Source organism: Rhizobium sp. CG5, assembly GCF_023701945.1.
GTDB lineage: Bacteria > Pseudomonadota > Alphaproteobacteria > Rhizobiales > Rhizobiaceae > Allorhizobium.
Genome location: NZ_JABAEF010000009.1, coordinates 142,349 through 157,819 on the forward strand (window position 1 = coordinate 142,349; position 15,471 = coordinate 157,819).

Annotated in this window: 14 protein-coding genes; 6 read left to right on the forward strand and 8 right to left on the reverse strand. The window is 63.0% G+C overall.

Annotated elements, in window-relative coordinates:
- Positions 1-10: 10 nt before the first annotated feature.
- The gene (locus HGO38_RS16380) at positions 11-1,312 is read right to left on the reverse strand and encodes a CynX/NimT family MFS transporter (protein WP_250956970.1); all 1,302 of its coding nucleotides are present in this window, start codon (positions 1,310-1,312) and stop codon (positions 11-13) included.
- Complete coding sequence (locus HGO38_RS16385) at positions 1,309-1,989, reverse strand: FadR/GntR family transcriptional regulator (RefSeq protein ID WP_250956971.1); 681 nt, start codon at positions 1,987-1,989, stop codon at positions 1,309-1,311. The genes HGO38_RS16380 and HGO38_RS16385 overlap by 4 nt, the downstream gene beginning before the upstream one ends.
- A 148-nt stretch (positions 1,990-2,137) precedes the next feature.
- Between HGO38_RS16385 and HGO38_RS16390 the strand changes: the two genes are divergently transcribed.
- The 3 genes from HGO38_RS16390 (at position 2,138) to HGO38_RS16400 (ending at position 5,034) form a co-directional block, all read left to right on the forward strand.
- Positions 2,138-2,854 (forward strand): FadR/GntR family transcriptional regulator, encoded by a 717-nt coding sequence (locus tag HGO38_RS16390; RefSeq protein WP_250956972.1) that lies wholly within the window; start codon positions 2,138-2,140, stop codon positions 2,852-2,854.
- A 21-nt stretch (positions 2,855-2,875) separates the two neighbouring features.
- The gene (locus tag HGO38_RS16395) at positions 2,876-4,078 is read left to right on the forward strand and encodes a mandelate racemase/muconate lactonizing enzyme family protein (protein ID WP_250956973.1); all 1,203 of its coding nucleotides are present in this window, start codon (positions 2,876-2,878) and stop codon (positions 4,076-4,078) included.
- A gap of 80 nt (positions 4,079-4,158) precedes the next feature.
- On the forward strand, positions 4,159-5,034 hold the full coding sequence (locus HGO38_RS16400) for a DMT family transporter (protein ID WP_250957074.1): 876 nt from the start codon (positions 4,159-4,161) through the stop codon (positions 5,032-5,034).
- A 94-nt stretch (positions 5,035-5,128) separates the two neighbouring features.
- Here the strand turns inward: HGO38_RS16400 and HGO38_RS16405 are convergent, their stop codons facing one another.
- The 6 genes from HGO38_RS16405 to HGO38_RS16430 all read right to left on the reverse strand — a co-directional run bounded on the left by HGO38_RS16405 (position 5,129) and on the right by HGO38_RS16430 (position 11,541).
- Positions 5,129-6,133: a TRAP transporter substrate-binding protein gene (locus HGO38_RS16405; protein ID WP_250956974.1), complete on the reverse strand. Its 1,005-nt coding sequence runs from the start codon at positions 6,131-6,133 to the stop codon at positions 5,129-5,131.
- A 46-nt stretch (positions 6,134-6,179) separates the two neighbouring features.
- Positions 6,180-7,457, reverse strand: a complete 1,278-nt coding sequence (locus tag HGO38_RS16410; RefSeq protein ID WP_250956975.1) for a TRAP transporter large permease — start codon at positions 7,455-7,457, stop codon at positions 6,180-6,182.
- Positions 7,457-7,990, reverse strand: coding sequence for a TRAP transporter small permease (locus HGO38_RS16415; protein ID WP_250956976.1), 534 nt, complete (start codon positions 7,988-7,990; stop codon positions 7,457-7,459). The genes HGO38_RS16410 and HGO38_RS16415 overlap by 1 nt, the downstream gene beginning before the upstream one ends.
- Positions 7,991-7,997: 7 nt before the next feature.
- Complete coding sequence (locus tag HGO38_RS16420; protein WP_250956977.1) at positions 7,998-9,167, reverse strand: fumarylacetoacetate hydrolase family protein; 1,170 nt, start codon at positions 9,165-9,167, stop codon at positions 7,998-8,000.
- 184 nt (positions 9,168-9,351) lie between these two features.
- Entirely contained in the window at positions 9,352-10,068 is a 717-nt protein-coding gene (locus tag HGO38_RS16425; RefSeq protein WP_250956978.1) for a FadR/GntR family transcriptional regulator, read from the reverse strand.
- Between the two features lie 33 nt (positions 10,069-10,101).
- Positions 10,102-11,541, reverse strand: a complete 1,440-nt coding sequence (locus HGO38_RS16430; RefSeq protein WP_250956979.1) for an FAD-binding oxidoreductase — start codon at positions 11,539-11,541, stop codon at positions 10,102-10,104.
- Between the two features lie 208 nt (positions 11,542-11,749).
- Between HGO38_RS16430 and denD the strand changes: the two genes are divergently transcribed.
- Genes denD through HGO38_RS16445 form a run of 3 tightly spaced genes read left to right on the forward strand, consistent with a single transcriptional unit; the run spans position 11,750 to position 15,431 of the window.
- Positions 11,750-12,733, forward strand: a complete 984-nt coding sequence (gene denD / locus HGO38_RS16435; protein WP_250956980.1) for a D-erythronate dehydrogenase — start codon at positions 11,750-11,752, stop codon at positions 12,731-12,733.
- Between the two features lie 59 nt (positions 12,734-12,792).
- Complete coding sequence (locus tag HGO38_RS16440) at positions 12,793-13,647, forward strand: NAD(P)-dependent oxidoreductase (RefSeq protein WP_250957075.1); 855 nt, start codon at positions 12,793-12,795, stop codon at positions 13,645-13,647.
- A complete protein-coding gene (locus HGO38_RS16445; protein ID WP_250956981.1) occupies positions 13,647-15,431 on the forward strand; it encodes an IlvD/Edd family dehydratase in 1,785 nt (594 codons plus the stop codon). Before HGO38_RS16440 ends, HGO38_RS16445 begins: the two co-directional genes overlap by 1 nt.
- Positions 15,432-15,471: the final 40 nt, after the last annotated feature.

The following is a 15,471-nucleotide window of genomic DNA, read 5'->3' on the forward strand; positions in this document are numbered from 1 at the left end:
CGCGCGGCCTTTATGGGGCGTCGTCGGCAATGGTGCGGACATTGACCTGGAGCGGCCGCCCGGCACCCCAGCCATTGACGGCGACGCCGACGCCAAGGGCGACAAACAGCACGGCACTCATGGCGAAACTGCCGGTCCAGCTCTTGATCAGCCCGACCAGAAGCGGGCCGATGGCGGCGAGCGAATAGCCGACGCATTGCGCCATGCCGGAGAGATGGGCGGCGACATGCGGATTTGCGGAGCGCAGCACGATCGCTGTCATGGCGAGTGCGATCAGGCTGCCCTGGCCGATGCCCTGGAGTATGGCCCAGACCCAGACGGTCGACAGCGGCGCAAACAGAAGACCGAGGAGAGCGATGACTGCGATGCCGGCCATCGACGCGTTGATCAGGCTCTGGCTCTTGCCGCGCACGGCGACCTGCGGGGCGACGATGCAGGAGGCGGCCTGCACCATGACGGACAGCGAGACGATGCCGCCGGCCGTGACGCCATCCAGGCCGCGTTCGCGCAGGATCGGCACCAGCCAGCCGAAGACACAATAGGCCAGCGCCGATTGCAGGCCCATGAACAGCGTCACCTTCCAGGCGAGCGGATCGCGCCACAGGCCTTCGACGCGAAAGCCGCCGCGTTTGGTCCTGGCGCCGGCGCTGAAGGTCTGTGGCAGCCAGATCAGGCCGACGGCCAGGGCCGGCAGGGCCCAGGCGCTCAGCGCTGCCGCATAGGAGCCACCAAGGGCGGCCTCGATCGGCAGGGTCAGGCCGGCCGCGCCAGCCGCGCCGCCGCATAGCGCCATGGTGTAAAGACCGGTCATCAAGGCGGCGCGATCGGCAAAATCCCGTTTGACCAGGCCCGGCAGCAGGACATTGCCAACCGCGATGCAGGCGCCGGCCAGTGCCGTGCCGAAAAACAGCAGCGGCACGGAGGACAGGCCGCGCAGGCTTGTGCCGAGCGCCAGCAGCAGCATGACCGCCAGAAGTGTGCGCTCCGAGCCTATGCGGTTTGCCAGACGGGGAGCAAGCGGCGAGAACAGGCCGAGACAGACCACCGGCAGCGTGGTCAGCAGGCTGGCACCGATGGCCGAGAGCCCGAGTTCGCTGCGGATTTCGGGGAGCAGAGCCGAGGCGCTGGAAAAGACCGGCCGCAGGTTGAAGGCGATCAGCACCAGGCTGAGACCGAGAACGATCCGGCCGATCGGCCCCTGCGGCAGGATGGCCGGCTGGGGTGGTGGATCTTCTGCGTCGATCAACAACTCGTCGGCAAGACCCATGGGATGGGTGGCGCCGGCCGTTGGTGGCGAAGATTGCAGGGTCATGGCTGCAGCATCCGGTCGAGATGGTCCAGCACCGGCGCCATGAAGGCGCGCACGGCGGTGTCGGCAATCTGGGGGTCGCCGGTGGCGATGGCATCGACAATGGCAATATGGGCAGCCATATCCGGCTCGGGCAGGCCGCCGCCGGTGGTCGCTTCGATCGTCTGCATGATCGATGCGGAGAAAAAGTCATAGATCTCGACCATGGCGCGATTGCCGGAGGCGGCGATCACCGCCTTGTGGAAGGCGATGTCGCGGGCAATGAAACCGGCTTTGTCCGCATCGGCATCGGAATTGCCGCGCTGGTCGAGAAGGGCGCGCAGCCTGGCGATCATTGCCGGGGTTTGTCGCAGGGCGGCAAGCCGTGCGGCTTCCACATCCAGCGCGCAGCGCGCCTCCAGCCGGTCGCGCAGGCTTGCCTGGCGCGCCCGGTCGAGCGGTAGGGTTGCGTCGGTGGTGGTCAGGACATAGGTGCCGGAGCCCTGGCGGGTTTCCAGGAAGCCTTGCGACACCAGAACCCGCACAGCCTCGCGAACCGTGCCGCGGCTGACGCCGAGCATGGCCGACAGGTGGGCCTCGTTGGGCAGGCGTTCCCCGACCGGCCAGCGACAGGCGAGGATTTCGGCCTTGATGGCCGTGACGGCCGTATCGGCCAGATTGACTTTGAACAGGGGCTGCATGGGGAATTGATAAAGTCATCGGATGACTTGGTCAATATATTTGCCTTTCTTCATTCGGGAATCCGATTTTTCTGTAGGAGGCGGCAAAAGACAGCTTCATTTTCCCAAGAGCTGTATTATAGCTTTTGGGAAGCTAGGAGATATCCATATGCAGCCGAGTCCGGATGGGTCGCTTCCCTCAGGCGATTTCGTCACCAGTGCGATTGCCTCGATCACGCGATTGATCCGCGACAAGGATCTGAAGCCGGGCGATCGTCTGCCGGCCGAGGCGGCTCTGTCGGAGCAGCTGCAGGTCTCGCGCACGGTGATCCGCGAGGCGCTGCGCTCGCTGGCCGCCCTTCGTCTCGTCGATCTCGGTGTCGGCAGGCGGCCAACGGTCGCCCAGCTCGACGATGCCTCGATGGCGCTGATGATCGAGCATGGCGTGATCACCGACCAGATCGACATCCAGCAGATCTACGACGTGCGGCGCACCATCGAGGTGCGCACGGCAACGCTTGCGGCACTGCGGCGCACCGAGGCGGAAGCGCTGCTGATTCTGGGCCATGCCCAGGCGATGGAGCAGGCCTTCGGCGATCCGGTCGAGATCATGGAACATGATCTGGCCTTTCATGTCGCGATTGCCCGCGCCTCGCGCAATCCGGTCTTCGCGCTGATCATCGGTGCCTTTCAGGGTGTGACCCGCCAGACCTGGCCGATCGGCTGGAAAAGCCGCACCAGTGACGACGAGCGCCGGGCGATGAATGCCCTGCATGTCGAACTCGCCCAGGCCATCGTCGATGGCGATCCGCAAGGTTCCGCCGCACTGATGAACCGGCATTTCGATCAAAGCATCAAGGCGCTGCTGACGGCAGGCCTCATCTGACCATCCAACGAGGATAATTCCATGAAAATCACCGGACTTGAAACCGTGCGCGTTGCGGAACGCGCCAATCTTCTCTGGCTGCTGGTTCATACCGACGAGGGTATCACGGGTCTGGGCGAGACGTTTTTCGGTGCCGCGACCGTCGAGGCCTATGTGCACGAATATATCGCGCCACGGGTGATCGGCCGCGATCCGCTGCAGATCGATCTCCTGGCTGCCGACCTGGTCGGCTATCTCGGGTTCCGCTCGTCGGGTGCCGAGGTGCGCGGTAATTCGGCCTTCGACATCGCGCTCTGGGACATTTTCGGCAAGGCGACGGGCATGCCGATCGCGCAATTGCTGGGCGGCTTCACCCGTCAGGAAATCCGCACCTACAATACCTGCGCCGGCACCGAATATATCAAGAAGGCGACCGGCCAGACGACGGCCAATTACGGTCTGTCGGAAGGTCGCGACTACGACGATCTCAACGGCTTCCTGCACAATGCCGACGAGTTGGCCCATTCGCTGCTCGAAGAGGGCATTACGGCGATGAAGATCTGGCCCTTCGACGCGGCTGCCGAAAAGACCCGTGGTCAGTATATCTCGATGCCGGACCTGAAGCAGGCGTTGCAGCCGTTCGAAAAGATACGCTCGGCCGTCGGCGACAAGATGGATATTATGGTCGAGTTCCATTCCATGTGGCAGCTTCTGCCGGCCATGCAGATCGCCAAGGCGCTGACGCCCTACCAGACCTTCTGGCACGAAGACCCGATCAAGATGGACAGCCTGTCGAGCCTGGCCCGCTATGCCGCCGTGTCGCCGGCGCCGATTTCGGCGTCCGAGACGCTCGGTTCGCGCTGGGCGTTTCGCGACCTCCTGGAAACGGGTGCGGCCGGCGTGATGATGCTCGACATTTCCTGGTGCGGCGGCCTGTCGGAGGCCCGCAAGATCGCCTCGATGGCCGAGGCCTGGCACCTGCCGGTGGCGCCCCATGACTGCACGGGACCGGTGGTGCTGTGCGCCTCGACCCATCTGTCCCTCAATGCACCGAATGCACTGGTTCAGGAAAGTGTGCGGGCTTTCTATCGCACTTGGTACCGGGATCTGGTAACGGCTCTGCCGGAGGTGAAAAATGGCATGATCACCGTTCCGCCAGGCCCCGGCCTTGGCATGGAGCTCAATCCGGACCTGGATCGCGCCTTCACGGTCAGCCGCCGTCTGTCGGACGCGGCCAGCCTTTGAAGGCTTGAACAAAAAGACAAACTGGGAGGCATTCCGTGACGAATATTGAAACCCGCGCCGCCGGATTGGGAGTTTCGGCGATGGCGGGCCCGCTGATCATGCTGCTCGGCATGCTGATGTTTGCGCTGAACGACGCCATGGGCAAATGGCTGGTGGTCAATTACGGGCTTGGTCAGGTCATCCTGATCCGCAGCCTTGCGGCGCTGATGATCATCGCGCCGTTCATCTGGCAGGCGGGCCTGAAATCGATCATCTCGGTGGAGCAGCCGTGGATGCAGTTCGCCCGCGTGACGTTTTCCACCATGGAGGTGTTCTGCTTCTACTATGCGGTGATGTATCTGCCGCTGGCGGACGTCATGACCTACTGGCTGGCGGCACCAATCTATGTGGCGGCGGCGTCGCCACTGCTACTCGGCGAAAAGGTCGGCTGGCGGCGCTGGTGCGCCATTGCTGCCGGCTTCGTCGGCGTCATCATCACGCTGGAGCCGTCCAGGGCGATGTTCACCCTGCCGGCGCTGATCTCGATCGTCGGCAGCGGCGCCTTCGCCTTCATGCTGCTGTCGGGTCGCGGCCTGCGCAACACGCCGGACAAGACGCTGGTATTCTTCCAGGTGGCCGGGGCGGGTGTCGCGGGTCTCATCTTCGCCCCCTTCGACTGGGCACCGATTGCGTCCGGTCTCGATCTGGCGCTGCTTGGTCTATTGGGCATTGTGGCGATGGCGGCCCATATGCTGGTCAACCGCGCGCTCAAAATCTCCGATGCGGCCACCGTGGCACCGCTGCAATATACGCTGCTGCTGTGGGCGGTGGTGTTCGGCTGGATGTTCTTCGGCGATGTGCCGCGGCTCGGCATGGTGGTCGGCGCAGCGCTGATCGTCGCCTCAGGGCTGTTCATCTTCTTCCGCGAACGGCAGTTGAAGAAGCGGGATACGGTCTTGCCGGCGGTTCCGGAATGAGCTGAACCGGATCATACGAGATCTGGACCGTGCATAAAAAAGGGGACCGAAGCGCTGGGCTCGGTCCCCTTTTCCATGTCTAGAACCGCGTTGCTTACTTGCGGATTTCAGCCAGTTCCGCGAGGATCGCGTCGACAACGTCAGCACCGATTTCGGCCTTGTGCTTTTCGTAAACGATCATCGACTTCTCGCGGATGCGAACCTGCTCTTCCGGCGACAGCGTGTTGACGGCGAGGCCGGCTTCCTTGATCTTGGCCAGCGACTTCTGGTTCAGATCCTGGATGACCTTGCGCTCTTCGTCACGGCCAACCACGGCGCATTCGCGGAGCGCTGCCTGTTCTTCGGGAGTATAGGTGTCGAAGATTGCCTTGGAGAACAGCAGCAGGAAAGGCGTGTAGGCGTGGTTGGTCTCGGTGACGTATTTCTGGACCTCGTAGAACTTCGAGGTATCGATCGTCACGTAAGGGTTTTCCTGGGCGTCGATCGCGTTGGTTTCCAGAGCCGAGAACACTTCACCGAAGGCCATCGGGGTGGCGTTGGCGCCGAGGTTCTGGAAGGTGTCGAGGAAGATGTTGTTCTGCATGACGCGAACCTTCATCCCCGAGAAGTCTTCCCACTTGGTGACCGGGCGAACGGAGTTCGACAGGTTGCGGAAACCGTTTTCCCAGTAGGCGAGATTGACGAGGCCGGCAGCAGCCAGCTTCTCGTTCATCATGTCGCCGAACTTGCCGTCCAGCACCTTGTAGGCTTCCTGCGGCGTGCCGAACAGGAAGGGCAGGTCGAAGACGCCGAGCGCCGGGATGATGCCGACCAGCGGAGACGACGAGGTGACGACACCTTCCTGGACGCCCGAGCGCAGGGCCTGGGTGGCCTGAAGGTCGCCGCCGAGCGCGCCGCCCCAGAAGGCGGTGATCTTCAGCTTGCCGCCGGACTTCTCGTCCAGGCAGGCCTGCATGGCCTTGATGCCATTGCCGACGGGATGGTCGGCGTTGATGCCGTTGGAGATGCGGATATTGCGGTCGTTGAACTCGGCAAAGGCCGGAGCGGCAGCCGACAGGCCGAAGGCGATGGCGGTGGTGGCTAGAAGCAGTTTTCTCATAATATCCTCCCTGGATGGTTGAGTGAGACTGTGGTGGTGCCGGCTGCTAATGCAGCCAGCGGGCGGGCACGAGCACGAGGTCCGGGAACAGGACCAGGATGAAAAGCACGAGCGTCTGAGCCAGCAGGAACGGCCAAACGCCGGCGGTGACCTTGCCGAGCGGGATGCGACCGACGCCGCTGACGACATTGAGCACGACGCCGACCGGCGGGGTGATCAGGCCGATGCAATTGTTCATGATGAACAAGACGCCGAAATAGACAGGGTCGATGCCGGCCTGCTTGATGATCGGCATCAGAACAGGCGTCAGGATCAGGATCGTCGGTGTCAGGTCGAGCGCCGTGCCCACGACCAGAACCAGGATCATGATGACGAACATCAGCAACATCGGGCGGTCGATCAAGGGCTCGATATAACCGGCGATTTCAGCCGGGATATTGGCGGCGGTGATCAGCCAGGCCGAAACGAGCGCGGCGCAGACCAGGAACATGATGACCGAGGTCGTCTTGGCAGCCTGAAGGATGACCCGCGGCAGGTCTCTCGGCTTCAGTTCGCCGTAGATGACCATGCCGACGAACATCGCATAGGCGGCCGCGATCACAGCGGCTTCGGTCGGCGTCATGATGCCGGCCTTGATGCCGCCGAGGATGATGACCGGCATGCCGAGTGCCCAGAGCGCCCGGCCGGTTGCCGTCAAACGTTCCGACATCGGCGCCTTGGGCAGCGGCTCCACCTTGTCCTTGCGTACGACGATCAGCCAGGCAACGACAAGGGACACGCCCATCATGATGCCCGGCACGATGCCGGCCATGAACAACTGTGTGATGGAGACGTTTGCGGCGACACCGAAGACGATGAAGGCCATGGATGGCGGGATGACAGGCGCAATGATGCCGCCGGCCGCAATCAGGCCCCCGGCGCGCGGCACGTTGTAGCCGGCCTTTGCCATCATTGGCAGCAGAATGGCGGCAAGCGCTGCCGTATCAGCCGCAGCCGAGCCGGAAATGCTGGCCATGATAATGGCGGCCATGATGGCGACGATGCCGAGGCCGCCGCGGATGTGACCGACGCAGGCGATTGCGAAATCAATGATGCGGCGCGACAGGCCGCCGGAATTCATCAGTTCGCCGGCCAGAATGAAGAAGGGAATGGCCAGCAGCGTGAAGGTGTCGGCGCCGGCGATCATGTTCTGCGCAATGATCTGCGTGTTGAACATGCCCATGAACCACATGAGAATGACACCGCAGAACATCAGCGCAAAGGCGACAGGGACGCCGATTGCCATGGCGCCGAGCAGGGACCCGATAAATACGAGAAGTGTCATCAGGTACGCTCCGCCAGCTGTTCGATTGTCAGGTTTTCGCCGGCGAATGCGGCAATCTCGTCATCTGTGACGCGTCCGGTCAACAGACGGATCAGGCGTTCCAGCGCGATGATGACCATCCCTGCACCCGTGAAGAGGCCGATGCCGTAGATCCAGATCATCGAGATGCCCGTCACCGGTGACGACATGCTGGCATTGATCGGGAACTGCTTCCATGTCCCCCAGAAGAAGATGGCCGAACAGATGATGACCACCAGGTTTGAAAGGCTCATGCAGACGATGCGGCCGCGACGCGACAGGAACATCACCAGGGTCTCTATGCCGAGATGGCCGTGCTCGCGGAATGCAACGACGGCGCCGATGAAGGTCAGCCAGACGAAGAAGTAGCGCGACAGTTCCTCCGAAACGTTCAGACCGGAGTTAAAGCCGTAGCGCATGATCACGTTGATGAAGACCATGATCGCCATGCCCGACAGCAGGAGGATCAGCAGAAGTTCAAGGAAGCGGTAAAAAAGGTTTATTGCCTTTTGCATGGTGTCCTCACGCCTTGTCCAGAAGACCGCGGCCGGCCAGGTTGCGAATGAGAGCGCCGACACCGAATGTCCATTCGGGGCAGGCATCGCTGCGCTCTACCCAGTTAACTAGGCGGCCGAGCTTGCTTGTCGATATTTCCACCCGATCGCCGACCTCGTGTGTAAAGCCGAGGCCCGCGCCGCGCCGGTCCTTGACGGGCGCAAACATGGTGCCGAGAAACAGGACGGCACCATCCGGATATTGATGGTTGCGGTTGCGAAGTTGTGACGCGAGGTTTTCCGGCGAGCGGCTGATGGCTTCGAGCGGGCTTTCACCCTCCATCTCAAAACCGTCTTCGCCTTGCACCAGCAGCAGAACCTTGACGCGGCGAAGATCGTCGATCGTGAATTTCTCGTCGAACAGGCGGATGAAGGGGCCGATCGAACAGGACGCGTTGTTATCCTTGGCCTTGCCGAGCAGCAGCGCCGAGCGGCCTTCGACATCGCGCAAATTGACGTCATTGCCAAGCGTTGCGCCGACGATCGTGCCGTCAGCGCGAAGCGCCAGCACGATTTCGGGTTCCGGATTGTTCCACTGCGAAATCGGATGGATGCCGACCAGGGCGCCGCAACCGACGGAGGACATCGGCTGGGACTTGGTGAAGATTTCAGCGTCGGGGCCGATGCCGACTTCCAGATATTGCGACCAGAGGCCCATGTCCTGCAGCAGGCTCTTGACCTTGGCGGCCTGCTCGGAACCGGCAACCAGACCGCGCAGGCTGTCGCCGAGTACAGGCGCCAGCCTGGCGCGGATATCCTGGGCGCGCAGCGGATCGCCCTTGGCCTGCTCTTCGATGACCCGTTCCAGCATGCTGTCGGCAAAGGTCACGCCGGCGGCCTTGATGGCCTGCAGGTCGACCGGAGCCAGCACCATGCCATTTTCGCCAGACAGGAAGGTGTCGAGGGCGCCAAGGTCCGGCAGATCGGAGGCAGTGCGCAGGAGGACGGCGAGATTTTCTGTCTCGAGGAGGGCCGACATGGTGGCGGCAAGGCCCGACAGGTCAAGAACGCGGCCGCCCGAGATCATCACCGGGCAGGGACCAGCGCTTGCCTTCGACCAGACGCGTCCGACCAGAAGAGCATCAGCGGCATCATCCGGCAGGATGGTCTCTGCACGCAGTAAACGTTTGGAATTCAAATGTAGTCCTCCACATTATCCGCCAAGCCTGCCCTCCAGCACTGCTTGCCCTATTGTCAGGATGTCTGACAACGCTCCAGTTGCGGTTCTAGTATGACTTATTCGACCTGTCCAGAGCCCAAGGCGCAAAGCCGACAAAAACCTGCAGGTATCTTGTCCGCGCCGATCAGCCGGAATAGCGCCTTCAGAATTTTTCGAGTGTCAGGTCGAGCCGGGCCGCGGCCCCCATGATGTGGTGGCGCATCGCGGTGCGGGCCTTGAGCGGATCCCGTGTCGCGACCGCATCGCGGATGGCGACGTGTTCGGCAATGGTGATCTCGACGATTTCCTCAAGAATGGCGGTGGCGCGCGCGGCATTGATGGCGACGCTGATTCGCTCGGCGATGAAACCGACGAACAACGGGAAATATTCGTTGTGGGTGGCAGCGGCCAGGGCGCGGTGAAAGACCAGGTCGGCAACGATGCCTTCGTCGGTCCATTTCTCGGCGCCGGTCATCTGGGCGAGCGACTCATCGAGCTTTTTCAGATCGGCCTCGTCGTGGTGGACGGCAGCAAGGCCTGCCGCTTCGATCTCCAGCGGCATGCGCAGCTGGAACAGGCTGCGAAAGCTCTCGCGATCGTGCAAATCGGTCTGCTCGATGCGAATGGAGCCGCGCCCAAGGGTTTCCGTCACGAAGGCACCGACCCCCTGACGGGTCTCGACCAAACCCTCGTTGCGCAATTGAGCGATCGCCTCGCGCACCACGGAGCGGCTGACGCCGAAGGTCTTGGCCAGTACATGCTCGGTCGGCAGCTTTGCTCCGGGTACGATCCGGCCCTCGACGATTTCCTTGCCGATATGGCCGGCGATACGCGCCGGGAGATGCTCGATCCGTCTAATCTGGCTGAAGTCCGCCGTCATTCTATTGCCCGCCCCTGTTGATGCCAGACTATTCTACGATATGTCGGGGGAATTCAATTGGCAGCCGGGGTTCATCACCATGGACGGATCAATCGCCTGTTTCAGGGCGGTCAGCAGAGCACGTCGCGACGGATCCAGCCGCTCTTCGAAATCGGCACGCTTCAGGCGGCCGATACCGTGTTCGGCGCTGATGCTGCCCTTGTAGCCGTCCAGCACCTGGTTCACCACGGTCTTTGCCTTGTAGATTTTGGCCGCGGCTTCGTCCGGCGGGCTGCCGGAGGGCGGCAGGACGTTCAGATGCACATTGCCGTCGCCGACATGGCCATAGGACACGCTGATGCAGTCGGGAAGGGCCTCCGACACCGCCTGTTCGGCGTCGCGGACAAAATCGGCAAGGCGGGAGAGCGGCACGGAAATGTCGGTCCGCATATGCGGGCCGCGCTTGGCCTGACCCTCGTTCATGCCTTCGCGGAACAGCCAGAGATTGCGGGCCTGGGCCTGGGATGCGGCGATCACACCGTCGACGACAAGGCCGTCCTCCATCACGCCGCCGAGGAAGCGCTCCATCAGGTCGGCGATATCGACAAGGCCCGAGCCGGAAATTTCCATCAGCACATAGGCCGGATAGTCGCCCGAAATCGGCATGGGCAGATCCGGGATCGCCTCGCGCGCCAGCACGAAGGCCAGCGGCGGCATGAATTCGAAGGCTGACATCAGGTCGCAGCAGTCGCGCCGAGCGCGGCGATAGAGCTTGATGGCATCGTCGAGGGAATTCAGTCCGAGCAAGGCGGTCGCCACCTGGTCCGGGAACGGCATCAGCTTGATCGATACGGCGGTGATGATGCCGAGCGTGCCTTCGGCGCCGATGAAGAGCTGCTTCAGGTCGATGCCGCGATTGTCCTTGCGCAGGGTCGACAGGCCGTTGAAGATCGTGCCGTCGGGCAGCACGACTTCCAGGCCCAGCACCAGTTCGCGGGTCATGCCATAGCGCAGCACGTTGATACCGCCGGCATTGGTCGAGACATTGCCGCCGATGCGACAGGAGCCCTGGGCACCGAGCGCCAGGGGGAAGTACATGTCCTTTTCGGCAATCCGGTCTTTCAGCTCCGACAGGATACAGCCGGCTTCGACCACGGCCGAAAAGTCGTCGGCGTCGATATTGCGGATGGCGCTCATGCGCTCGAGGCTGAGAACCACCTGGTTTTCCGGGTGATCGGGGATGCCGCCGAGCACCAGCCCGGTATTGCCGCCCTGCGGGACGATCGACAGTCCGAGGTCCCGACAGGCACGCACGGCTGCGGCGACCTCTTCGGTGGAGCGCGGCCGCAGCACGGCGACGGCGCTGCTGGTGACGTCGCCGTGCCAGTCGCGGCAGAAGCGCAGCATCTCGACTGCGTCCGCCAGCACCCTATCGTCGCCCAGTGCCGCGCGCAGGGATGTCTGCAGATCCGCAGTGCTCATGACGTCCGCCATTGTCTTGCCTTTCCTCCCGGACTGCCGCTTCGAGACCGTGTGCCTTCTTGCGAAAGGGCAGGAGATTTCTCGTGGGCGTTCCAAATATTCTGTTTTCAAGCGGATCATATAAGGTTATCAGACAACCTTACAATAGAAATTTTGTCCGCCTTTCGTTGAGGTGATACCAAGCGTTTCAGGGCGGTCGAATCCAGGGAGGAGAGACCTGATGCATATCCTGATCATCGGTGCAGCCGGCATGGTTGGCCGCAAACTCGCAGCCAAGCTGACCGCAGACGGCCAGCTGGACGGCAAGCCTATTACCGAAATGACCTTGGTGGATGTCGTGACGCCGGAAGCGCCCGCGGGCTTTACCGGCAAGGTCAACGCCAAGGAAGCCGACCTTTCTGCGCCCGGCGAGGCCGAATCGCTGGTTGCGGCCCGGCCCGATGTGATCTTCCATCTGGCGGCGATCGTTTCCGGCGAAGCCGAACTCGATTTCGAGAAGGGCTACCGCATCAATCTCGACGGCACGCGCTATCTGTTCGATGCCATTCGCCTGGCCCATGGCGTGGACGGTTACACGCCGCGCGTCGTCTTCACGTCGTCGATCGCCGTCGTTGGCGCACCGCTGCCCTATCCGATCCCGGACGAGTATCATACGACGCCGCTGACCAGCTATGGCACCCAGAAGGCGATCTGCGAACTGCTTTTGTCCGACTACAGCCGCCGCGGCTTCTTCGACGGCATCGCCATCCGCCTGCCGACGATCTGCATTCGTCCGGGCAAGCCGAACAAGGCAGCCTCCGGCTTCTTCTCCAATATCCTGCGCGAGCCGCTGGTCGGAAAGGAAGCGATCCTTCCCGTCTCCGAAGACGTTCGCCATTGGCACACCTCGCCGCGCTCGGCCGTCGGCTTCCTCATCCATGGGGCAACGATCGATCTGGACATGGTCGGACCGCGCCGGGCGCTTTCCATGCCGGGCCTCAGCGCCACGGTCGGCGAACAGATCGAAGCTCTGCGCCGGGTGGCCGGCGACAAGGCCGTTGCGCTGATCCGCCGCGAGCCGGACGAGATGATCATCAAGATGGTCGCCGGTTGGGCTCCGGGCTTTGAAGCGACGCGCGCGAAAGCGCTTGGCTTTACCGCCGAAACCTCCTTTGATGAGATCATCCGCGTGCATATCGAGGATGAGCTGGGAGGAAAGCTGTGAGCCAAGCAGGACCGGGACAAAGCCCAACGCGGCGGATCGCCTTTCTCGGAACGGGGCTGATGGGAGCGCCGATGGCGCGCCGGCTGCTGGCGGCTGGCCATCAGGTCACGGTCTGGAACCGCGATGTTTCGAAGGCGCAGGCCCTCGTTCCGGACGGAGCTGTCGTTGCTGACACGGCCGCTGCGGCGGCCAAGGGGCGCGACATCGTCATCACCATGCTCAGCGACGGCAAGGCCGTCGAGACCGTGCTGTTTGACGGCGGCGTGGCGCAGGCTCTGGCCAGAGGCGTCGTCGTCGTCGACAGCAGCTCGATCTCGCCGCCGGTCGCCAAGGACCATTCGACCCGCCTCGCATCCCTTGGCATTGCCCATATCGATGCGCCGGTCTCCGGTGGCGTGGTCGGAGCGCAGGCCGGAACGTTGGCGATCATGGCTGGCGGCGATGCCGATGTCATCGAAGGGCTTGCGGACGTGTTTGCAGCGCTTGGCCGGGTGACCCATGTCGGGCCGTCCGGCGCCGGGCAGATCTGCAAGCTCGCCAACCAACAGATCGTCGCCGTCACGATCGGCGCTGTTGCCGAAGCGATGATGCTCGTCGAGGCGGGTGGAGCAAGCCGCGAAAAATTCCGCGAGGCGATCCGCGGCGGGTTTGCCGAGAGCCGGATCCTCGAACTGCATGGTGCGCGCATGGTCAACCGCGATTTCGTGCCCGGCGGACCGTCGAAGTTCCAGCTGAAGGATCTCGATGCGGTGAAGGCCATGGCCGATCTGTTTTCGCTGGACCTGCCTTTGACCGAGCAGGTGCGCCGCGAGTTTTCCGATTTCGTGGCGGGTGGCGGCGGTGATACGGATCACAGCGCCTTGCTGCTGCATCTGGAAGCAATGAATGCCGCCAAGGGCGGGGAGGGGAAATAATGGCTGAGGACAACAAGGCGCCGCGTCGTCTGCGCTCGCAGGACTGGTTCGACAATCCCGATCATCTCGACATGACGGCGCTCTATCTCGAACGCTTCATGAACTACGGCACGACGCCGGAGGAACTGCGCTCCGGCAAGCCGATCATCGGCATTGCCCAGTCGGGCAGCGATATCAATCCCTGCAACCGTCACCATATCGAGCTTGCCAAGCGCGTCCGCGACGGCATCCGCGATGCCGGCGGCATACCGATCGAGTTTCCGACCCATCCGCTTTTTGAAAACTGCAAGCGGCCGACCGCGGCCCTCGACCGTAACCTCGCCTATCTCGGCCTGGTCGAGATCCTCTATGGCTACCCGCTCGACGGCGTTGTGCTGACCACCGGCTGCGACAAGACCACGCCCTCGGCGCTGATGGCGGCCTCGACCGTCGATATTCCGGCAATCGTTTTTTCCGGCGGCCCGATGCTCGACGGCTGGCACGATGGTGACCTGGTCGGCTCCGGCACGGTGATCTGGCGGTCGCGGCGCAAGTTTGCGGCCGGCGAGATCACGCGCGAAGAATTTCTGCAGTCGGCGCTCGATTCAGCACCCTCGATCGGCCATTGCAACACCATGGGCACGGCCTCGACGATGAATGCCATGGCCGAAGCACTCGGCATGTCGCTGACCGGCTGCGCTGCCATCCCGGCTGCCTATCGCGAACGGGGCCAGATGGCTTATCGCACCGGACGGCGGGCTGTCGAACTGGTGCAGCAGAACATCAAGCCGTCGGACATTCTGACACGCGAGGCGTTCCTGAACGCCATCCGGGTCAATTCGGCGATCGGCGGATCGACCAATGCGCAGCCGCATCTGGCCGCCATGGCGAAACATGCCGGCGTCGAGCTGCATCCCGAGGACTGGCAGACCCACGGCTTCGACATTCCGCTGCTGGCCAATGTGCAGCCGGCCGGCGCCTATCTCGGCGAGCGCTTCCACCGGGCCGGCGGCGTGCCTGCCATTATGTGGGAACTGCTCAAGGTCGGTAAGCTGGACGGCGGCTGTCCGACGGTCACCGGCAAGACCATGGCGGAAAACCTGGAGGGCCGGGAATCCACCGACCGCGAGGTCATCCTGCCGTTCGACGCGCCCTTGAAAGAGCGTGCCGGCTTCCTGGTGCTGAAGGGCAATCTGTTCGATTTCGCCATCATGAAGATGAGCGTCGTCTCGGCCGGCTTCCGCGAACGCTATCTGAGCGAGCCGGGCAAGGAAGGTGTGTTCGACGGCAAGGCGGTGGTGTTCGACGGGTCGGAGGATTATCACAAGCGCATCAACGATCCGGACCTGAATATCGACGAGCGCACGATCCTGGTGATCCGCGGTGCCGGCCCGCTCGGCTGGCCGGGTTCGGCCGAGGTGGTCAACATGCAGCCGCCGGATCACCTGATCAAACAAGGCATTCTCAGCCTGCCGACCATCGGCGACGGTCGCCAGTCCGGCACGGCCGACAGCCCGTCGATCCTCAACGCCTCGCCGGAAAGTGCAGCCGGCGGCGGTCTGGCCTATGTGCGCAGCGGCGACATTATCCGCATCGATTTCAACAATGGCCGCTGCGACATGCTGGTCGAACCGGAGGAGATCGAACGGCGCAAGGCAGACGGCATTCCGGCCGTTCCCGCCGATGCGACGCCGTGGCAGATGCTCTATCGTCGCACGGTGACGCAGTTGTCCGACGGCGCCGTCATCGAAGGTGCCGCCGATTTCCGCAAGCTGGCCGAAAAGCTGCCGCGCCATAATCACTGAGACTGCGGATATCCATTGACGAGGGCGGCCATCGAGCCGC